Annotated in this window: 14 protein-coding genes; all 14 read right to left on the reverse strand. The window is 53.9% G+C overall.

The features are described from left to right. Window positions 1-239: 239 nt before the first annotated feature. The 14 genes from ade to H1S01_RS11445 all read right to left on the reverse strand — a co-directional run bounded on the left by ade (window position 240) and on the right by H1S01_RS11445 (window position 21,838). Window positions 240-1,955 carry an adenine deaminase gene (ade, locus tag H1S01_RS11380; RefSeq protein WP_341479088.1) on the reverse strand — a complete coding sequence of 572 codons (1,716 nt, stop codon included), beginning with the start codon at window positions 1,953-1,955 and terminating at the stop codon, window positions 240-242. An 11-nt stretch (window positions 1,956-1,966) separates the two neighbouring features. Continuing rightward, on the reverse strand, window positions 1,967-3,310 hold the full coding sequence (locus H1S01_RS11385) for a 5'-deoxyadenosine deaminase (RefSeq protein ID WP_480035607.1): 1,344 nt from the start codon (window positions 3,308-3,310) through the stop codon (window positions 1,967-1,969). Window positions 3,311-3,515: 205 nt separating this feature from the next. Then, window positions 3,516-4,868 (reverse strand): NCS2 family permease, encoded by a 1,353-nt coding sequence (locus tag H1S01_RS11390; RefSeq protein ID WP_188040615.1) that lies wholly within the window; start codon window positions 4,866-4,868, stop codon window positions 3,516-3,518. Between the two features lie 420 nt (window positions 4,869-5,288). Beyond that, window positions 5,289-6,734 carry a selenium cofactor biosynthesis protein YqeC gene (gene yqeC / locus H1S01_RS11395; RefSeq protein WP_188040616.1) on the reverse strand — a complete coding sequence of 482 codons (1,446 nt, stop codon included), beginning with the start codon at window positions 6,732-6,734 and terminating at the stop codon, window positions 5,289-5,291. Window positions 6,735-6,874: 140 nt separating this feature from the next. Continuing rightward, window positions 6,875-9,436, reverse strand: a complete 2,562-nt coding sequence (gene xdh / locus H1S01_RS11400; RefSeq protein ID WP_188040617.1) for a selenium-dependent xanthine dehydrogenase — start codon at window positions 9,434-9,436, stop codon at window positions 6,875-6,877. A 15-nt stretch (window positions 9,437-9,451) separates the two neighbouring features. After that, window positions 9,452-10,834 carry a dihydropyrimidinase gene (gene hydA / locus H1S01_RS11405; protein ID WP_188040618.1) on the reverse strand — a complete coding sequence of 461 codons (1,383 nt, stop codon included), beginning with the start codon at window positions 10,832-10,834 and terminating at the stop codon, window positions 9,452-9,454. A gap of 105 nt (window positions 10,835-10,939) precedes the next feature. Then, a complete protein-coding gene (gene arcC / locus H1S01_RS11410) occupies window positions 10,940-11,890 on the reverse strand; it encodes a carbamate kinase (protein WP_188040619.1) in 951 nt (316 codons plus the stop codon). Window positions 11,891-11,894: 4 nt separating this feature from the next. After that, window positions 11,895-12,899: an ornithine carbamoyltransferase gene (locus tag H1S01_RS11415; RefSeq protein ID WP_155476289.1), complete on the reverse strand. Its 1,005-nt coding sequence runs from the start codon at window positions 12,897-12,899 to the stop codon at window positions 11,895-11,897. A 281-nt stretch (window positions 12,900-13,180) separates the two neighbouring features. Then, window positions 13,181-14,422 (reverse strand): YgeY family selenium metabolism-linked hydrolase, encoded by a 1,242-nt coding sequence (locus tag H1S01_RS11420; RefSeq protein WP_188040620.1) that lies wholly within the window; start codon window positions 14,420-14,422, stop codon window positions 13,181-13,183. 147 nt (window positions 14,423-14,569) lie between these two features. Further along, on the reverse strand, window positions 14,570-15,919 hold the full coding sequence (locus H1S01_RS11425; protein WP_207708791.1) for a nucleobase:cation symporter-2 family protein: 1,350 nt from the start codon (window positions 15,917-15,919) through the stop codon (window positions 14,570-14,572). Between the two features lie 288 nt (window positions 15,920-16,207). Beyond that, complete coding sequence (gene xdhC / locus H1S01_RS11430; protein ID WP_188040621.1) at window positions 16,208-16,696, reverse strand: xanthine dehydrogenase subunit XdhC; 489 nt, start codon at window positions 16,694-16,696, stop codon at window positions 16,208-16,210. Continuing rightward, entirely contained in the window at window positions 16,693-17,574 is an 882-nt protein-coding gene (gene xdhB / locus H1S01_RS11435; RefSeq protein ID WP_188040622.1) for a xanthine dehydrogenase subunit XdhB, read from the reverse strand. The genes xdhC and xdhB overlap by 4 nt, the downstream gene beginning before the upstream one ends. Before the next feature lie 31 nt (window positions 17,575-17,605). After that, window positions 17,606-19,888, reverse strand: coding sequence for a xanthine dehydrogenase molybdenum-binding subunit XdhA (gene xdhA, locus H1S01_RS11440; protein ID WP_188040623.1), 2,283 nt, complete (start codon window positions 19,886-19,888; stop codon window positions 17,606-17,608). Between the two features lie 177 nt (window positions 19,889-20,065). Next, entirely contained in the window at window positions 20,066-21,838 is a 1,773-nt protein-coding gene (locus H1S01_RS11445; RefSeq protein ID WP_188040624.1) for a sigma-54-dependent Fis family transcriptional regulator, read from the reverse strand. Window positions 21,839-21,902 lie beyond the last annotated feature (64 nt).

Raw genomic sequence — 21,902 nt, forward strand, 5'->3', positions numbered from 1 at the left:
CATAATCCTTTAAATTGCAAAAAATTCCATTAGGCCAAAATTCTTTTTTTACTTACGGTAGGGGTGTTGAAAACGCGTTCTAAAACAAATTCCTGCCTTACAAAAAAGTCTTCCCTATCTGAATCGAAAAGTCTATCTATATCTAAAAAACCGTAGTAAGACCCGGGAAGATATCCATAGAGATAGCTTCCCGGGTCTTACTCTTCCTAATCGACACTTTCTAAAACTTGCTATTGGCTTCATAGGGATACCGGTACCAACTGCATCTGTCGCACGTCGACGAGCCCTTTATCGGTCAGCTTCAATTCGGGGATGACAGGGAGGCTGAGAAAAGCCAGCGTCAGGAACGGGTCGTACTCCCGATGAACGCCCAACTGCCGAGCGATGTGCAGTAATTCGTTCAGCTTGGTCTGCACCTCGTAAATATCTCCCTCTGACATTAAACCGCCTAAGGGAAGGGGCAATGAACCGAGTACTCGTCCATCGGCGACGATAGCCAAACCTCCTTCATTGCGCTCGATTTCCTCTAGGGCGAGCAACATATCTGCATCAGTAGCACCAGCGACGACTAAGTTATGAGAGTCATGGGCGACGGTGGAAGCGATGGCCCCGACGCGCAGCCCTAAGCCATAGACAAAACCGACGCCAACATTTCCAGTCTGTTTATGCCGCTCGATGACGGCCAGCTTGAGCAGGTTCTCCTCCGGGGCCGCCACAAACCGTCCGTCCCGGACAGGGACAGTCATGATCCGCTCTCGAGTGAAGATTTGCCGGGGTGCTAATTCGATGACACGGGCCATCTTAGATCGCGCCGGTACTTGTAAATCTTCTGAAGTAAGATCACCGATATGAAGCGAGCGGTGCACTGGCGTTCCTGATACCAGCATCCGCTCAAAGAGGGGCCGCCCCTTCTCGGCCACTTTTTTTCCTGCCCTAAAGACTGCTTGTGGCTTCCAGTTCATTAAATCATCAAAGACGAGCAAATCGGCCCGGTAGCCTGGAGCTACCGCACCTAAGTCATGAAGTCGGAAATAGGTGGCCGTATTGATTGTGGCCATCTGGATCGCCGTCGCGATATCGATTCCGGCATCGACAGTCATTTTCACCATTTGGTTGATATGGCCCGATTGTATCAAATCGTCAGGATGGCGGTCATCGGTCACCATGATACAGCGCCGGGACGTTGTCGGTTTTACGGCCGGCAGGAGATCGAGCAGGTTTTTCGCTGCCGATCCTTCCCGCAGCATCATCACCATTCCTTTAGATAACCGTTCCGATGCTTCTGCGGCAGTGGTGCATTCGTGATCCGAACGGACTCCCGCCGCGATATAGGCGTTCAACGCTTTGCCGGTCAAGGTCGGCCCGTGGCCGTCGATGACCCGTTCCCCTACCATTTCCAGCTTAGCGACCACTTGTTCATCTCTCGATAAGAGTCCGGGAAAGTTCATCATCTCACCCAAGCCGAGGACCCGGGGGTGGTCAAGGAATTCGGCTAAGTCGGAGGCGTTCAAGGTGGCACCGGATGTTTCCAATGTCGTTGCCGGTACCGCCGAGGGGAGCATCAAGTAGACGTTCAACGGGACTTGTTCTGACGAGTCCAGCATGAACCGGATACCCTCTCGGCCGGCTACATTGGCGATTTCATGAGGGTCGGCGATGACCGTCGTCGTTCCCAAAGGGACCACGGCTCGAGCGAACTCGCTAGGGCTCACCATGGAGCTTTCGATATGAACATGGCCGTCAATAAAGCCCGGTGTTACGTACCGGCCTGAGCAGTCGTATTCCACCTCGCCGGAATAGTCGCCCACCCCAGCGATGTATCCCCCGACGAGAGCGATGTCTCCCCGTTCGAATTCACCTGTGAAGACATTGAAGATTTCCGCATTTTTTAAGACTAGATCCGCTGGTCTTTCTCCATTTGCCACGGCTATCAGATTTTTTACCGGCTTTTTCACCGTTCTCACCTCTAGGCGATCGATATGCCCACTCGTTTGGCGACCCGCTCGAGACTTTCGTTAGCTTTTCGCCGGACTTCTTTTTCATCCATCCCGTTCAGCACGCGGTTCTCCATCAGGATGTTTCCATCTATTATGGTCGTCTCGACCTGGGAGCTCTGGGTTTGGTAAACCAGTTGCGAATATATGTTGACCCCTTTTTGCGGTGTCGTCCGCAATTCGTCCAGATTGATGATCGCCAAGTCTGCCTTTTTGCCGACTTCTACGCTGCCGATTTCCGCTTCCAACCCCATTGCTCTAGCCCCACCGATCGTGGCCAACTCAAAGACCTTCGGCGCCGGCATCGCTCTCGGCCCGTAAAAAGGCTTTTGGATCAGGGCAGCCATGCGCATTTCGATAAATCCATCGAGATAATTGTTGCAAGGTGCGCCATCGGCGGCGATTGATACATAAGCACCCCGGTCGAGTAGTTCTGGAATCTTGGCGAACCCAGAGGCTAGTTTTAAGTTACAACTAGGGCAGTGGGCGATTTTGGTTTGTGTTTGGACGAGGGTTTCCATTTCCTCTTCGTCTAAATGAATGCAATGGGCTACGATGAGGTTTGGCGCCGTCAAGCCCAGTTTTTGCAGGTACAGGACATTGCGCATCCCGCTCATCTGGTATACGAATTCAACTTCGCCTTTATTTTCCGAAGCGTGTGTATGAATCATCACCTGATACTCTTGAGCCAGTCTGACCACTTCTCGGAGCAGGTCCTCCGTACAGGACACGGCAAAGCGGGGCGTAAAGGCGTATTGTATGCGCCCGTTCCCTTTTCCATGCCATTTTTCCAGCATGCGGAGGCTCTCGTCGATGGAATTTCTCGTCTTTTCCCGCATCGGTTCGGGAACCTCGTCACCCAGATCCATCATACACTTACCCGAAATAGCCCGGATACCGCTGTCGTAGATAGCTTGGAAGTTTTCATTCGTATGGTTCACTGTAGCCATATCGACGATGGCTGTCGTGCCGCCTTTGATCAGTTCACCGGTACCGAGCATAGCCGAATAGTAGATCGACTCAGGGTCATGACCGCTTTCTAAGGGCCAGATCTTTAATTTGAGCCAGTCCAGCAGCTCCAGGTCATCCGCTTGTCCGCGAAATAAGGTCTGACATAGATGAATATGTGGCTGGATCAAACCAGGAATGACGACTTTTCCTTTGGCGTCGATGGTCCGTCCCGCCTGATGGGGTAAATTATCGCCGATAGCGGTAATCCGGTTTCCTTCAATATAAATATCGCCTGTGAGGATATCTCGGTTCGGGTTCATCGTCACGATCGTTCCGTTTTTAATTAACAGAGACAAGGCACTCACCTCCGCAATTATTCAGTCACTCAGGAGTCTCTGGGGATTCACCCGGACAGTTACTAGAAATTTAGCAGGTAGACATTATATATACACACCGGATTTTCCAGCTTGTCCTTACATAGAGATAATTCCACCTGTAACGACATCCGAAGAGAAGACTTTTTCATTTTATCATTTACTGCGATTCCCGGGGGGGTTGAATCTACCCGGGCTAGTGGAGACGCATATAGAAGTTGATGAGGAAAGCAAAGGAGATGAGCCACATAAAAATACTCACTTCTTTGAACCGGCCAGTCAAGGATTTTAAGAAGGTATAGCTGATAAAGCCGAAAGCAAATCCGTTGGCGATACTGAATGTCAGGGGCATCATGATCACCGTCAGGAAGGCCGGGACCCCGTCGGTGAAATCGTCAAAACTGACATGTTTGATCTCGGCAAGCATCATGGCACCGACCAGAATGAGCGCTGGGGCGGTGGCAAAGCCGGGGACGATCCCGATGAGCGGAGCAAAAACTAGCGATATCAGGAATAAGGCGGAAACCGTCAAGGCCGTCAGTCCTGTTTTCCCACCTTCGGCGATGCCTGCGGCACTTTCCACATAGGAAGTCACCGTCGATGTACCGAAGATGGCGCTGAAGAGGGTCCCCACTGCGTCGGTGGTGAGAGCACGGTCAATGTTTTCGATATTGCCTTGATCATCCATCAAATTGGCCTTGCGTGTTAAGCCGATCAAGGTCCCCATATTGTCGAAAAGTTCGACGATGGTAAAGGTAAAGATGATCGAAAAGATCCCGTACTGCCATGCACCGGCGATGTTCAACTGCAGCAATGTGGGACCGACGCTCGGCAGGGTAAAGCTCATGACGTCGGCAATTCCCTTGGGGATAGCTACAACGCCGGCAATCATACCGAGCAGCGTTGTGCCGAAAATGCCGATGAGCATGGCCCCTTTAACGTTTCTGGCGATGAGAACCGCTGTAAGGATCATGCCAATGCAGGCGAGGAGCGGCTCTGGAGCCGTCAAGTGTCCAACGGCGACAAAGGTGGCTTTATCGGCGATGATGATGCCCGCGTTTTTCAGCCCGATAAAGGCGATGAAAAGGCCGATCCCGACACCGATAGCGCTTTTTAAGTTCATCGGTACGGCTTTGATGATCGCTTGACGGACTCCGCCAAGGGTCAGTACTAAGAACAACAAACCGGAGAAGAAGACAGCCCCCAAGGCCGTTTGCCAGGGAAGGCCGAGCACACCACAGACGTAATAGGCAAAAAAGGCGTTCAGGCCCATACCCGGTGCAACAGCGATGGGAAAGTTAGCCCACAGGCCCATCAGCAAGGTGGCCACGACGGTCGCGTATATGGTAGACGCGATGGCAGCCTCTTTGGGGATACCTGCATCAGCGAGGATATTGGGGTTGACAAAGATGATATAGGCAAGGGCCACAAAGGTGGTTACACCAGCGAGAATCTCCGTTTTTACGTCGGTCCCTTTAGCCGAAAGATGAAAAAGCTTGTCCAATAGGCCTTTTTCAACAGGGGCTGAGGTGGATACTTTGGTGGACATCGATACTCCTCCTCTACTCTTTTTCATAGGGAATAGGCAACTACCCATGCAAGAACTATCACAACCTTGCGCGGAGGCAACGTACATCCCCGGAAAAAATCCCCCCTCATTCAACGATTGGCCGGAAGCAACAGTTATTGCACGAACGTTCACAACATTTAGGTTAATGCAATAATCGTGCCAATCTGTCTACGGGTATTGCAGCTAACAGCTACCCAGGGCCCTTCTTCTGTAACCTATGTACAGGCGGTTTCGTACTTTTTTTCCTCAACAAATAGGTCTGCCAATGATGTCAGAATCATTTTGAGATAGAACTTATAATCCCGAGCAACAAATCCACTATACCTACGAAAGATCTGCAGTCTCAATTTGAGCTTACTAAATAATATTGAGACTGCTTACAAGCTAATTTTTCACCGACTATTTAATATCCCACTTGCTGTTTAAGATCCCACTCACTGTTTCCAGTTCTTTTTGGCTATCTACGTCGGTGAGCACCCCTTTATCATCAACAGGTACAGTTAGTTGATTGGAGAATTGCGCCATCAGTTGGCGACCGCCTTCATTTCCTGACAAAGAAGCCAATTCGCTAAAACATTGGCGCTGAAAATAGACGGGATGGCCCTTTTTCCCCCGGTATGTCGGATAGGCGATATCCGGTTTGGCGGAGCGAATCTGCTGCAGCAAGTAACTCACTGTTTTTCGCTGAATCAAGGGCATATCGCCTAAAAAGAAGAGCACCCCATCGATCTCCTTTTCACTACGAGAAGATAGCAGCGCTTGAACACCTGTCGCCAATGAAGTGCCCATTCCCTTCTGCCAGTCCTGATTCGTCACCGCCGTATAGCCATACTTCTTTGCTAATTCCTCTATACCGAAGTCTGCGCCGGTGACGACTAGTCGTAATGAAAAAGGGATGGAATTGATCAACCGCAGTGTCCAAGCCAAGAGTGGACGACCGGCCAAAGGCGCCCGGAGTTTGCCTCCGCCAAACCGACTCGCCTGGCCGGCGGCTAGAACGACAGCGGCGATAGAAATCTCCCTCTCCCCTTTCGTGACTGTTCCCTTCGAGTCCCATCTACGACTGAATCTTTTTGCTTTCCTTATCTCAATTCTTTGTTTAGTTCTTTTTCCGGTTCTCCGAATGCTCTTTTGATCGAAACAACCGTCCTCTTCGCTCCATAGATAAGCGGAGTAGGATTCGTCACAGACTTTTCGCCATAGGTCCAGAGCACCGTGGTCAATCAATCGAACCCTTACGCCATCGTCAACAAGCTGCCTCAGTGTCCTCTCATGATACTGGCGAAGAGCGTTCCATAACTCCCGATCCACCTGCTCCGGCAGTGCAAAATACTCATCGGCCCGTTCGGCTCGATGCAGCACCTCTGGGACAGGCTTTGCGAACGCCTGCAAAGAAGCCAAGCAGAAGATATCGGTAACTCCCGAAGGAAGCACCGGTTCTCCCTGCCCCCAGAATTTTAAGGGGAGACCTCGGCTGCCATCGGCTTCGACCAGGATGACATCGTAATCCGTTTTTAGGGTTGAAAAAAGACCGGCGTCGAGGCCTTCCACTTTTCCTTCCGGGCTTATCCCCTTCCCCCATAAGCAAAGCGAGTCACGCGGCGGTGGCTCCGAACCTAGCCATAAGGACGCTTGTCCCGGCTCGGGAGGATACATTTTCGTCGTCGTCGACAGGAGCACTCGTTTGCCCGACTGATGCAGGTATCGCCCCAAGGCATAAAGCAGTGTCGTTTTCCCGCCGCCGCCTACCAAGGCCACAACCGCCGGAAACGGGGAAAGCAAGCGGGCGGCCTCAGCAACCCACTTGCTTTTTACATCGTAACTGCCGGTGCAGCTATCTCTCATAAGATAACCTCTCCTTCAGCCCCCGCCGTGAGTAATCGAGAATAGAACTAGGTCGAACTCGATACCATCGGTGGAATGAACATCCTTAAAAATTGCACAACAAAATTGCACTTCGTTAACGTTGCAAAAACGCGATTTCTCTATTTCCGTCCCTTGTCATAAGCGGTCCCTTTTAAGGGTAAGGAAAAGCGAAGCTGTTTGTCAAACCGGAAATAGGCCGAGGCAACAGCGGGGGCTACGGGGATAGTGGCGATCTCGCCGACTCCTTTAGCGCCAAAGGCTAGCGGCGAAGGATTCTTTTCGATCAAGAGGGTCTCTACTTCAGGCATGTCTGTAGAACGGAACAAGCCGAGCGTACCAAACTTGACCTGTGGAACCCCTTGTTTGAGCGGAAAATCCTCCCTTAGTGCGTAGCCGAGGCCCATGGCGACGGCTCCTTCCACCTGGCCTTCGATCGCTTTCGGGTTGATGGCCCGGCCCACATCGTGGGCGGCGACGACTTTGGTGACCTTGCCCTGATCGTCTAAGAGAACGACGTGGGTGGCATAGCTGAAGGCCACATGGTTCACTGGATGGGGCTTCGGCGATTCAAGGGGATCGGTGACACCATGGTATTCACCAAAAAACTCGCGTCCGTCCAGTTCTTCTAAGGAGGCGCTTTTTAACCCCTGCACCAGAGCTATGGCTGCCTGTCGGGCTGCTTCACCGGTGAACAAGGTTTGCCGGGAGGCGGTGGTGGTCCCTGAATCGGGGGTCTCCGACGTATCCGGTGCGACGAGTTCGAGATTGTCGAGGGACAAGCCGGTCACTTCTGAGACGATCTGGCCTACGATGGTGGCTAACCCTTGCCCGATACAAGCCGCACTCGTCAGAATCCGTACCTTTCCCCCTTTGACTTGCAGCTTGACCCGGCCCACATCGGGTTTGCCTACGCCGATGCCTGTATTTTTTAGAGCACAGGCAATCCCAGCGTACGGGTGGGATTCGTAGACTTCCCGGACAGCCAGCAGGGTTTCTTTGATAGCGGTGCCCTCATCGGCGATTTGGCCGGTGGCGTTCGTCATGCCCGGTTCTAAGGCATTGCGATAGCGTATTTCCCAAGGCGATAGACCCGTCTTTTCTGCAAGTAGGTCTAAGTTGCCTTCACAAGCGAAACAGGACTGTGGAACGCCGAATCCGCGGAAAGCCCCGGCTGGCGGGTTGTTGGTATAGACACAAAGACCGGTGATGTCGACGTTAGGCACATGGTAGGGGCCGCCCACATGGGTACAGGCCCGCTCCAGCACGGCTGGTCCCAGGGAGGCATAGGCTCCCGTGTCGGCAGTGATCCGCGCAATCATGGCCGTTATTTTTCCATCGTCATCACAGCCGGTGGTGAGTTCGACTTCCATGGCATGCCGTTTCGGGTGGACATAGATGCTTTCCTGGCGCGTTAAGGTCAACTTGACCGGTTTTCCTGTTTTATAGGCGAGCAATGCCGCATGGTGCTGAACTGATAGGTCTTCCTTCCCGCCGAAGCCGCCGCCGACGAGTTTGCTGATGACTCGCACTTTTTCGGCAGGCAAACCGAGTATCGCCATGATTCCCTGCTGGTCTTTGTAGACGCTTTGGGTACTCACGTAAACGGTTAGGAGACCGTCTTCTCCGGGGACGGCCAGGGCGCTCTCCGGTTCCAAAAAGGCATGTTCTGTCGCCGGGGTCGTGTAACGGTGGGTGACCACATGGGCGGAACGGGATAACGCCTCTTCGGGATTCCCACGGCGAACTTTGGTTGTTGAGAGGAGATTCCCTTTTTCATGGATCTGGTGCGCTTCAGGAGCCAATGCATCTGCCGGAGTCACCACCGGTTCCCGTTCTTCATAGTCCACCTGGATCAGGTGCAGAGCCTCTCGGGCGATTCGCTTCGTTTTGGCGGCTACGATGGCCAAGGCGTCGCCGATATAGCGAGTCTCTTCTCCTTCAGCGATCAATGCCGGCCAATCTTTGAAGATGAACCCCCAATGGCGCTGTCCCGGCACGTCCTTAGCGGTGAGCACCGCTTCCACGCCGGGCAGCGCAAGGGCTGCCGAGATATCGATCTGTTTTATGTAGGCCCGGGCCGTCTTCGTACGCAGTACGGCGCCGTAGAGCATTCCTTCTACGTGAAGATCATCCACATACTGGCCCGTGCCCAGCGTTTTTTCGTGAGCGTCGACCCGGTTGATGTTTACACCGATCCCGGAATGGGGGTCACTGGAAGGTATCATCATCTCGCCCCGGAGCACTGTGGCTGCCATGGCGATGGCTTTTTCGATTTTGACATAGCCTGTACAACGGCAGATATTGCCCCGTAAGGCCGCTTTGATTTCCTGGGTCGTCGGATTCGGCTGTTTATCGAGTAACGCTTTGGCACTGATGACCATGCCGGGAATGCAAAATCCGCACTGCACCGCACCGGCTTCGGCAAAGGCCCTGGCGTAGATTTCTTTTTCTTCTTCCGAGAGGCCTTCGACGGTAAGGATCTTTTTTCCGTCCACCTTGGCTAGCGTGTACAGGCAGGCTCGCATGGCTTTCCCATCGATGAGGACCATGCAGGCACCGCAGGCTCCTTCACCGCAGCCGTTTTTCATGGACGTGATATGGAGTGTATCTCGCAAAAAGTCGAGCAGATTTTCATCGTCGTTGACACTGTGGACCGCGCCGTTTACATGGATGGTATGCATAGAGCATCTCCTTCTCTATTTTAGCGGTTTCCGGAAGAGATACCGGCCTCCTGGCGCAGCGTCTAACAGTTTGCCGTCGCGAACGATCTGCCGTCCCCGGAGAAACACATGGACAGGCAAGCCGGTTTGGGAAAATCCTTCGTATGGTTCATAGTCGACATGGCAGTGGTGATTTACTTTTGAGATTACTTTCGTTGCTTGGGGATCCCATAGGACGATGTCGGCGTCGGAACCGACGGCAATCGTTCCCTTACGGGGGAAAATTCCGAACAATTGGGCCGGACGGGTCGCGGTGAGGGAGACGAATTGGTTGAGACTGATTTTCCCGGGGACGACACCAGCGCTGTAGAGCAGCCCCAGTCGATGTTCAACGCCGGGCATGCCGTTAGGGATTTTACTGAAGTCGTTCCGGCCCAGTTCTTTCTGGCCTTGATAGTTAAAGGAGCAGTGATCTGTGGCGATCGTATCCACCGCGCCTCGCCGGATTCCTTCCCATAAGGCTTCGCCATGTTCAGGCGAACGCAATGGCGGCGAGATAACGTATTTGGCGCTCTCGAAGCTTTCGCCTTCGTAGCGGCGATCGTCGAGGAGCAAATACTGCGGGCACGTTTCTATATAGACACAGGCACCTTGCTGCCGAGCTCGTTCTGCCGTTTCCAAGGCACCGCGAGTCGATAAGTGGACGATGTATAAGGGTGCTTTGGCCATGTTCGCCAGCGCGATGGCCCGGGCGACGGCTTCCTCTTCGACAGCCGGTGGTCGTGTCAGTGGATGGGTCGACGGCGCTGCCTTTCCCTGAGCTTTCGCTTCTTGAACGAGAAGGTTGACTACATCACCGTTTTCGCAGTGCAGGCAGACTAGAGCTCCCATCTCGCTGCTTTTTCGCAATACGTCGAAAAGTACGCCGTCATCGACCTGCATGCTTCCCTTGTAGGCCATGTACAGCTTGAAAGAGGTGACGCCCGACTTTCGGACTAGTTCCTCCATCTGGGCCGTCATACCCTGCTTCCATTCAGAGATGGCCATATGAAAACCGTAGTCACAATAGCTCTTTCCGCGAGCTTTATCATGCCAGTTCTCGAGCGCCTTTGTCAGGGTCTCACCGCGGAATTGGGTAGCGAAATCGATGACCGTCGTCGTCCCACCCATGACGGCGGACCGGCTGCCGCTTTCAAAATCGTCGGCAGTGGACATGTCTCCGAAGGGTAGGTCAAAGTGGGTATGGGCGTCGATCCCGCCCGGAAGTAGATACTTGCCGGTTACATCGATCACCTGGTCTGCAGCTGTCGGTTCGATATGCTGGGCGATCATCCCGATCTGTTCGCCATCGTTGCGGACATCGGCCCGGTAGGTTTCTAGGGCGGTCACGACAGTCCCGCCGCGAAGAATAAGACCCATTCTTCCCCTCCTTTCTCTAACGAAAGGGAAAGAGACTGCGCTTCGCCCGGTTCAGGCGGGCGCAGTCTCAACTGTTTCATGAGATCAATCGTTCGGTTCTATGATTTACGGAAAGACATGGGTGCCCGTTCTTCCCGCGACCGCTTCTTCTAACGATTCGGGGTTAGTGATGATGGCTTTTTTGCCACCCCGTTCGAGGAAGTCGATGACCGCTTGCACCTTGGGCAGCATGCTGCCAGGAGCAAAGTGGTTCTCAGTAACGTACTGCTTCAGTTCCGCCACGGTGACCTTATCGAGGGGTTTCTCGTCCGGTTTTCCGTAATTGATGTACACTTTCGGCACGCCCGTCGAGATAATCAGCACGTCCGCGTCAATCTCCGAGGCCAGGAGGCTGGAGGCAAAGTCTTTGTCGATGACCGCATCGATCCCTTTAAAGGTACCGTCATCTTGGGGTACGACAGGGATTCCGCCGCCGCCAACACCGATGACACAGTAGCCTTTACCCGCTAACATGCGGATCACCTCTTTTTCGATGATCTGCTGCGGCTTCGGCGAGGGAACGAGCCGGCGGTATCCTCGTCCGGCATCGTTGACCATGACCCAATCAGGATGAGCTTTGCAGAGCGCTTGTGCCTGTTCCTCCGTGTAGAAGGAACCGATCGGTTTGGTCGGTTTTTGGAAGGCCGGGTCCTCCGGGGAGACGGCCACTTGGGTAACGATGGTGACGGCTGATTTGGTCAGGCCTCGCTTTTTGAATTCGTTGTCCATGGCCTGCTGGATCTGAAAGCCGATGGCTCCTTGCGTATCGGCGCCGCAGCTCACGAGGGGGACATGGTGCATACCTGCCACTTCACAGGCAATTTCAGAACGCCGGAGGATAAATCCGACCTGCGGACCATTGCCGTGGGTGATGATAACCTCGTAACCTTGTTCAATCATGCCGGCAATGTGGTTCGCCGTTTCACAGACCGCACGATATTGATCTTCCACCGCTTGGTGGGCGTTGTCGATGATGAGCGAATTGCCGCCGATCGCTACGACAGCCAGTTGTTTCATAGAATTACCGACCACCCATTAATAATGTCATGACCGCTTTGGCAGTGTGGAGGCGGTTTTCTGCTTCATCGTAAACGATGGAATGAGGGCCGTCGATGACGGAGTCTTCTACTTCGTTGTTGCGGTCAGCCGGCAGCGCGTGCATGTACATGACATCCTTGTCGGCAGTGGCCATTTTAGCTTCGGTGCACTTCCATGATTTCTGTGCCATGAGCTTGTCGTCGACGACTTTAGTGGCCCCAGCGATGGAAGCACCGGTCTGGTCGTTTACCCAGGATCCCCAGTTCTTCGGAATGACGATATGGGCGTTTTCGTAAGCTTCTTCTTCGTTGTTGGTCACCGTGACGGTACCGCCGTAACGGGCTGCGTTCGCTTTGGCTTGTTCAATAACCCAGTCGGGAAGCTCCCAGCCTTTCGGGTGAGCCAGGCAGACGTCCATACCGTAACGGGGGAAGAGCAGCACTTGGGAGAGCGGTACGGAGATGGGCTTTTTATGGCTTTCGGCGTAGGCCCAGATGATGGAGACTTTCACGCGCTTGAGATCGCCGATTTTTTCTTTCATGGTCATCAGGTCGGCCAGGGCTTGGAAGGGGTGGTACAGGTCGCACTGCAGGTTCATGATGGGCACGGTGGACCACTGAGCCATTTCGGTCAGGTACTTGTTGCCGTAGCCCCAGTTGCAGTAGCGGCAAGCGATGGCATGACCGAAGCGGGACAGGATGATGGCGGTATCTTTGGCGCTTTCGCCGTGGGCGATTTGCATGCTGCTGGAGTCGAGGAATCCGGCATGGCCGCCCAGTTGGGCAAAACCGGCTTCCATGGAGTTCCGAGTCCGGGTGGACTGTTCAAAGAACATGAGGAACATGGACTGGTGGAGCAGGTACGGCGTAGGAACGCCCATGGCAAACTTTTTCTTGAGGTCGAAGGAGACCTCCAGCATGGTATCGACTTCTTCTTTATTGAAATCTTCCAGGTTGATGAAATGACGACCGCGGAAAATGGATTGCATCGTGAAAATCCTCCTCGTGGTAGTTTTTCTTAGGATTCTGTGAAGCTTTATGTCATGATCTGTGAATGCAGTATCAGCTTTCACCGGGATCATGTCTTTTTATTTGGACAACCGTATGGTTACGGTCTCACATTGCGTACCTATGTTTTGGGGGCGGTCGCCCGCCCCTTCGGCAGGGCGACCGTTCTCGTGATCGACCGGTCAATCGTAATTGCCGCGTCTATGAGGGCAATTTTTCGTCAGAAGTTATGTCCAGGGGCTACGAGCTGTTTCTGGCTTGATTATTCGACCAGGTTTTTCGTATCTTCGGGCATCTTCTCGGCATATTGCTGCACATAGATGCTCGGGATCACAGCGTACATGGCCGCCGCTTGGACCAGTTCTTTTTTCCAGGTGCGCTCATTGGGCGCGTGAGCCTGGTCTTCATGACCGGGTCCGAAACCAATGCAAGGGATCCCGTAGCGGCCCATGATGGAGACGCCGTTGGTGGAGAAGGTCCACTTATCGACGACCGGTTCGGTGCCGAAAAGGCCTTTGTAGGCGTCTTCCAAAGTGCCGCAGACAGGATGGCCGTCTTCAATCAGCCATGTTGGGAAGTAGGCATCGGTCGGGTAGACCAACCCGGTGTAAGAGGGGCGTTCATAAGTGTACATCTCGACGACAGCTCCGGTAGCTTGTACAGCCGGCAGGTTGCGGATCTGTCCCAGTGCCAGTTCCGCATCTTCGCCAGCGGTGAGGCGGCGGTCGATGGAGATCCAGCAGCTGTCCGCCACAGCGCAGCGGGACGGCGAGGTATGGAAAATTTCCGATACGGTTAAGCTTCCTTTTCCGAGGAAGGGATGATCTTGCAGGTTTTCATGGAGCGCCCGGAGTTCGGTCAAGATGCCTGCCATTTTGTAAATGGCATTGTCTCCCCGTTCCGGCGCAGAACCATGGCAGCTGATGCCTTTGGTTGAGACTTTGATTTCCATCCGGCCCCGCTGGCCACGATAAATTTTGCCGTCGGTAGGTTCGGTGATGACGACGAACTCGGGACGGAGTTTACCTTCATTGATGATGTACTGCCAGCAGAGACCATCACAGTCTTCTTCCTGGACGGAACCGACGATCACTAACGTGTAGTCATCTTCGAGGCCCAGGTCTTTGATGATTTTTCCGGCGTATACCATGGAGACCATGCCGCCTGTTTGGTCGCTCGTTCCTCGGCCGATGATGATCTCATCGTCTTCGTAACCTTGATAGGGGTCATACTGCCAGTTATCGAGGTTACCGACACCGACTGTGTCGATGTGGGCGTCCATGGCGATGACGTGCTTGCCCCGGCCGATCGTTCCCAGGATGTTGCCCATGGGGTCGATGTCGACGCGGTCAAAGCCCACCTTCTCCATTTCCTCTTTGATGCGAAGCACGACATCCTTCTCGTTGCAACTTTCACTCGGTATGGCCACCAAATCCCGTAAGAACCGTGTCATGTCCGGTTGGTACTTCTCCGCGAGTTTCAGTACCTCCGTAAACTTGTCCAAAACCTACATCTCCTTATAACCCGTTTGACATTTATATCCACTGTCCGAGATTCGGACAAGATGGAGCATGATAATGACCCATCGCTTGGGCGGTCTGATTGAGTAGATACAATTTGGAGGTAACCGGAGGAATGCTATCGCGGCAACCTATTTACTGCTATGCATCCCGGCGCTCACCGGCTTGCCGCCCAGTTGTTCCGCCGATTTTCCGGTACCATTCAGCACTGCGTTCAAGACGATGGCCATGAGGCTACTGGCAGTGATGCCGCTGTTTAAGATGACCTGCGTCCAGCCAGGAAACTTTTGATAGAAGGTCGGCACAGCCAGGGGGATCAGGCCGAGACCGATGCTGATGGCGACAACCATGATGTTATGGGTGCCTTCGAATTCGATCTTCGACAAGGTCTTGATGCCGCTTGCGGCGACCATGCCGAACATAGCGATCCCGGCGCCGCCGAGAACTGGAGCGGGAATGGCGGCGATCACCGCAGCCAGTTTAGGGAAAAGTCCCAGGACTACGAGGATGACCCCGGCAGCAGTTACGACAAAGCGGCTTCGTACGCGGGTCAAACCGACGAGCCCCACGTTCTGGGCGAAAGCCGTATAAGGGAAGCTGTTTAAGATCCCACCGAGAATCGTGGACAGCCCGTCTGCCCGCAAGCAACGAGACAAATCGTCCTGGGTGATCGGTTTGTCGATGATCTCACCGATGGCGACGCAATCACCCGTCGTCTCTGTCATGACGACGAGCATGACCAGGACCATAGCAGCAATCGAGGCAATATCGAACGTAGGCATGCCGAACCAGAAGGGGGTGGTGATGCTGATCCAGCCGGCTTTTCCCACCTCGGAGAAGTTCACTAAGCCGAAAGGAATCGCAAGAGCGGTACCGCCGACGAGTCCAAGCAGCACGGCGATGTTGCTCATGAAACCTTTGAAATAGCGGTAGAAGAACAGGACCAGGACCAGAGTCGCCAAGGATAGTCCTAAGTAGAGGGGTTCGGCGAAGTTCGGTGCCGCCGGGTTTCCGCCACCGGCCCACCGTACCGCTACCGGCATCAGTGTAATCCCGATGACTGTGATGATCGTGCCTGTGACGACCGGCGGGAAAAAGCGAAGCAACCGGCTAAAGTACGGTGCTGCTAAGAAGGTGACTAAACCAGAAATGATGATGGCACCATAGATCCCCGGTAACCCTTGTGTCGTGCCGATGATGATCATGGGCGTAACGGCGGCAAAGGTGACCCCTTGGATCATGGGAATTCGGACACCGACTTTCCAAAAGCCTACGGTCTGGATGATGGTAGCAATACCACATGTAAAAAGGTCCGCGTTGATGAGGAAAATAAGCTGTTCTGTGCTGAGTTTCAAAGCGTTGGCGATGATCAACGGGACGGCTACGGCACCCGCATACATGGCCAGCACGTGCTGCAAGCCGTAGGCAAACAATTGGCCTAGTGGCAGCATTTCGTCAACTGGGTGTTTTCCCTGCTGCATTGAGTTGCACCTCATTCCTCACGTTTTTACATACCGCTATTTGTACCTGTCGGGAACCGTCCTATCGACCTCCCTCTGCATTTCCGCTTCCCTGTTCCGTCGGATTCAACTATGGTCTTATCTATTGCAAATTACATGCCAACCACGCAATTGCAATAATAATTACAAATGGTTGCGATTTCGTCTCAAGGTGATACCAAGTTTGGAGTTTTGAGATATTCAGCCGTATGAAAAAGATACATATATCTCAAGATGAGACGAACAAGACTTGACTTCCCATCAACTAGACTACTTGTCTTCGGTCAGTACTTTCTCCGCCGCCTTGATGATGTTCTGATATCCCGTGCAGCGGCACATGTGCCCGGAAAGCTCTTTTTTCAGGCTTTCCCGGTCACAGTGGCAGTTTTGTTCCTTCAATGCCGTCACCGATAGAACAAAGCCAGGGATGCAGTATCCGCATTGGACGGCTCCGCTTTCCACAAAAGCCTCTTGCACTTCTGACAGTTGGCCTTCTTTGGCTTCGCCTTCAATCGTGCGGATGTGCTTTCCGTCGGCCCAGACGGCGAGAAAGAGACAGGAGTCGTAAGCTTCTCCATCGATCAAGACGGTGCAGGCGCCGCATTCACCGACACCGCAGCCCTTTTTGGTCCCGGTCAGATAAAGGCGGTTGCGCAGCACATCGAGCAGTGATTCCCGGATATCGACATCCATCGTTACGGCTTCGCCATTGATCGTGCAGGTGATTTTTTGGGTTCTTCCAGATATAGTCGATGTCATTGTACCTTCCCCCCTGCCTTGATGAACGCTCGGACCAAGGCCTGTTTACTCAACTCTTCGGCAAGGTGCAGCCGGAATTCCCGGCTCGCCCGCCAGGAGGTGCGCGGGTTGATTTCAGCGGCAGCCGCTTTACCGAAGTCATCGACTAGGGCGGCGCTAAAAGGTTTTCCCTCTACGAGGGCTTCCGCACCGGGGCAGCGAATCGGTGTCGGGGCGGCAACGCCAAAGGCCAGGCGGGCTTTTTCCACGATGTTGCCTGTACCGACCTTGCAGTTGACGGAACAGCCTAAGGTGGCGATGTCCATGGCTTTGCGCATGGCGTATTTGATGTAGTGACCGCCGAAGCCGTTATAGTTCTCCGGTGAGATCAAGATAGCGGTCAACACCTCGGCCTGACCGAGGTGGACCTTGCCTGGTCCGCGGTAGATCTCCCGGATCGGTACGAGGCGTACCCCTTCGGGACCTTGGATCTGCAGCACCGTGTCAAAAGCGAAGAGCGTTGAGGCACTGTCGGCAGAGGTGGCACCGTTGCAGACGTTGCCGCCGATGGTGGCTACCCGCCGGATCTGGGGACCGCCGACGGTCTCCACGGCTTCGCCTAAGGCAGGGACGAGGTGAGTGATCAAGGAGTGTTTGGAGATGCGGCTGAAAGTTGCTGCCGCTCCGATGGACAAGGTGCCATCGGAGCGTAGTTCGATTTTCGAAAGTTCTTCGATATGGCGGATGCCCACCAGTTCAGCCGATGGTTGATGTCCTTCGCGGATCCGGATCAACACATCGGTGCCGCCGGCGATGATCCGGGCGTTCGGATTCGCCGCCAGGAGGGCCACGGCTTCGTCAACAGTCCGGGCTTCTTCGTAACGGGCGATGTCATACATGAATATGCCTCCCTTACTTCTGACCCTCTAACTAGATCAGGCCCTCTGCTTGGAATTTAGCGATCAGCCGCTGCGGTGTCATGGGCAGATCGTTGAATTTGACACCGGTCGCATCCAAAATGGCGTTGCGAATCGCCGGTGCCGGTGTAATCGCTGGCGGTTCCCCGAGGGCTTTCGCCCCGTAAGGACCTGTTGGCTCAAAGGTATTTACAAAGTGAGCCCCGATTTCGGGCGTATCGAGGGCGGTCATCAGTTTATAATCGAGGAGGTTATGGATGAGCGGCTTCCCAGTCTTTGGATCGAAAAGCATCTGCTCATAGAGGGCATAGCCTAATCCCATGCTCACGCCGCCGTGGACTTGACCTTCAGCCAATGTCGGGTTGACGATCGTACCGGAGTCGTGGATGTTGTAGATTTCGAGGATTTCCACCTTGCCTGTGAGAATGTCCACCTCCACTTCCACGAAGGTACAACCGAAGGCGAGGGCGTTCACGCGGGCGTTATTGGTCACATCCGCTGTAAAGGGCTTCGCATGGACCACATCGGTATGAGCGTCGAGTGCGATTTCAATCAAGGGAGTGATCTTTTCACCGTTGTGTTTGTAGACGATCCAGCCGTCAACGATGTCCATAACTTGGGCGGGAATATCGGTCATTCCCCAGGCGTATTCGAGGACTTTTGCTTTGATCTCTTCGGCGGCTTTACGGACAGCCATACCGGTGATGTAGGTCTGCCGGGAGGCGTAGGACCCGAGGTCGACGGGCGAGATATCGGTGTCTTGTTCTGAGAGGATATGTACCATCGATAGGGGAATTCCAATGGTCTCAGCGACCATTTGGCTGAACACAGTGTCGCTGCCCTGACCGATTTCGGTGGCACCGACTTGCAGTTGTACCGAGCCGTCTTCGTTCATGACGATGCGGGCCCCGGCAACCTCCAGCCCGACCGGGTGAGTTCCAGAGGCGTAGTTAAAACAAGCTACACCTAATCCGCGGCGCTTCGTGCCAGTTTGGTTCGCTTGAGCCGCTTTTTTTTCATCCCAACGGATCAATTCCTTGCCCTTTACCAGGCACTCTTTCAGGCCGTTGCTAAGGGCGACAATACCGTTTAAGGGATCTTTATGACCGGTTTCGGGAATATTTTTCAGGCGAATTTCCACGGGATCCATGTCTAAGGCCCGGGCGATATCATCGAGGTGGCTTTCCATGACGAACATGGCTTGGGGGACGCCGTAGCCTCGCATGGCGCCGGCAGCAGGCATATTGGTGTATAAGGTTTTACAACTGTACTTGATCGCTTTTTGCCGGTACTGCTGGCGGAACTTGGTGCCGCAGTTGTTGGCGATGGACTGGCCGTGGGAAGCGTAGCCTCCGTTGAGGGAGATCGCTTCAAGATTCCGGAAGGACAACGTTCCATCCTTCGTGACGCCGGTCTCGATGCGGAACTGGAAGGGATGACGGACCCGCGATGAGATGAAGGACTCTTCCCGGCTCAATTCCATCTTGACCGGCCGTCCGTGCACTTTCGTCGTCAAGAAAGCGACGAGCGGTTCAACGACCGTATCCTGTTTTCCGCCAAAACCGCCGCCGATGTAGGGCTTGATGACCCGAACTCGTCCCCAGGGGATACCGAGGGCCTGACCAACGATCCGTCGGCAGATATGGGGGATCTGGGTCGATGAGACGACGACGATGCGGCCGTTTTCTTCCATATAGGCGTAGGCGCTGTAGTTTTCCATGGCACAGTGGGCGACGACTTGGGTGGAGAACTCGTCGACAAAGGTATGGTCTGATTCGGCCACCGCTTCTGCCATGTCGCCTACCTCATAACCGCCTCGTCCCAGCACATTGCCGGTGCCTGCGTGAATCTCGGGTATCCCTGGCTGTAAGGCCGCTTCTGCCGTCAGGACCGGTGCATACTCTTCGTACTCAACGTTGATGAGTTGACGCGCTTTTTCTGCTGTCAGTTCGTCGACCGCGATGACGGCGGCGATTTCGTCCCCCACGTAGCGAACACGGCGGGTTAAGAGGTTTCTATCGGCCACGTCCTGGTGGGAAGGATCCTTGGAGTAGGGGTGACCGGCTGTGGGGAAGGTGTGGGTAGGAACGTCTTCATACGTGATGACAGCGACGACACCAGGCAGTACTTTCGCTTTGCTCACATCGATGCTTTTGACCCAACCATTGGCGATGGTGCTTCGAAAAGCTTTGGCGTGGAGCATGCCGGGTACAAAGTGGTCGTCGACGTATTTGGCCGTGCCTTTTACTTTGGCGACGGCATCGACCCGTGTGATGCTGCGACCCACGATTTCCATGCAGTCTTACCTCCCTGGATTTTTTGAACCTTGATGCAGTGTCTCAAGTTGAGATACTTTGGTGCATTTTGAAACGATTATGCTCTTGCTATTTCTTACGCACAGACAGCCAGGGCAATTCGTCTCATTTCGAGACGAGATTCTCGATTTAAGATTTCTGTCGGTTTGTGAGATTTTTTAAGAAAATAGTTTATGTTCGGCAATGTTGTACTCTTTGATCTTGCGATAGAGGGTGGCCCGGCTGATGCCGAGAAGATGAGCGGCATTATCCTTGCTTCCCTCCGATGTAGCTACCTGCAAGGCTTTAGCGATCGCTTCCCTCTCTAAGGTTTTTAAGTGAAGGCAACTCTCCTGAGCTTTAACGGGCTCTTCCGTCTTAATCCGCTTGGGCAGATCTTTGACGGTGATGGATCCGCCGATAGCCATGGTGACGGCATACTCGATGACGTTGGATAGCTCCCGCACGTTTCCTGGCCAGCTGTACTTGCTGAGCAGCAAGGCTGCATCGGGTGTCAGCCGGGTAACGTTTTTCCCGAGAACGGTACAGTAATGCTCCAAATAGTGCTCGATCAACAAGGGGATATCTTCGGGCCGTTCCCGCAGCGGGGGGATGTTCAGGGGAATGACGCTCAACCGGTAATAGAGGTCTTCTCGGAATTCACCGCTCGCCACCATCTTTTCAAGATTTCGGTGGGTGGCCGCGATGACCCGGACGTCGACAGGGGTCGACCGGGAGCTGCCTACTTTCTCCACGCGCCGTTCCTGGAGAACCCGTAATATTTTCACTTGCAGGTGCAAAGGCATGTCGCCGATTTCATCTAAGAAGATCGTGCCGTTGTGGGCCAGTTCAAACTTGCCTAGTTTGCCGCCGCGCTTGGCCCCGGTGAAGGAGCCTTCCTCGTACCCGAAAAGTTCGCTTTCGAGGAGCGTCTCCGGGATGGCGCCGCAGTTGATGGCGATGAAGGAGTGTTGGCTTCGGGTGCTGCTCTGGTGGATCGCCCGGGCGAGCAGTTCCTTTCCGGTGCCGCTTTCGCCTTGAATCAACAAGGTCGAGTTCCCAGCAGCCACTTTGCAGGACAGCTCTTTCAGTTCCTTAATCTTGTTGCTTTCGCCGATGATCTGGGAAAACTCGGTGGCGATGTCGCTGACGGTGGTGTCTTTGACGAGGCGCTTGATCTCTTGCACATCTTTGAGGATGATGATGGCGCCTTCTACGGTCTCTTCACCGCCGTCGCCATGGATCGGCACGGCGTCACAGTACCACTGGGAGGGAGCCCGCCGTCCCTTGACCTGGCCGGAAAAGGGTTTCCCCTTCTCGATGGACTTCCAGAGTTTTTTCTCATCCATGATCTGGGATAGGGAGACTTCTTGCTCTGCCACCATGTCGGTCATCTGGGCGGCCAACTGGTTATAATGAATGACTGTTTTTTCAGCATTGACTACCATCAGGCCGTCATTTAAGACATTTAACATGGTCTCTAACTGCCGGACGAGCGTTTCCCGTTGCTCTTTTTGTAGGTTCTCTTGCGTTTTGACAGCGATCAAGTCTGCCATCTTTTCCAAAAAGCGAAGCAGCGAATCCTTACGTCCGAGGAGCCGCTTCGCCTGTTCTACTTCAAACCCGATGAGCCCAATGACCCCGACGGTGTCTCCCTCGATCCGGATCGGTACAGCCACCTCGGCTTTTTCAGAGCAGTTGCCTCGGGAGAGGCAGGGCTGGCAGAGTTCATGGTGACCCGGTTTATCGATGATGACTGGCTGGCCTGTTCGCAGGATGTGGCCGTAGACAAAGCCGTCTTTGAGTACGCGGCCACGACCCTCTTTATAGCGCCCCGTACCGGCCACCCTCACCAGTTCTCGATCGGCGATTTCCACTTCGATCAGCAGCGCTTCGGCGATCGCTTCCGCCGTCTGCTGCACCGTTTCTTTAATATCGCGAAGGTTGTACATATGCGGTCCCCTCCCGCCGTTTCCAAACCGTTCGTGCGTTTTTCCGTTCCACTGCTTTTGTTTG

This window comes from Heliobacterium chlorum (assembly GCF_014502795.1).
GTDB lineage: Bacteria > Bacillota > Desulfitobacteriia > Heliobacteriales > Heliobacteriaceae > Heliobacterium > Heliobacterium chlorum.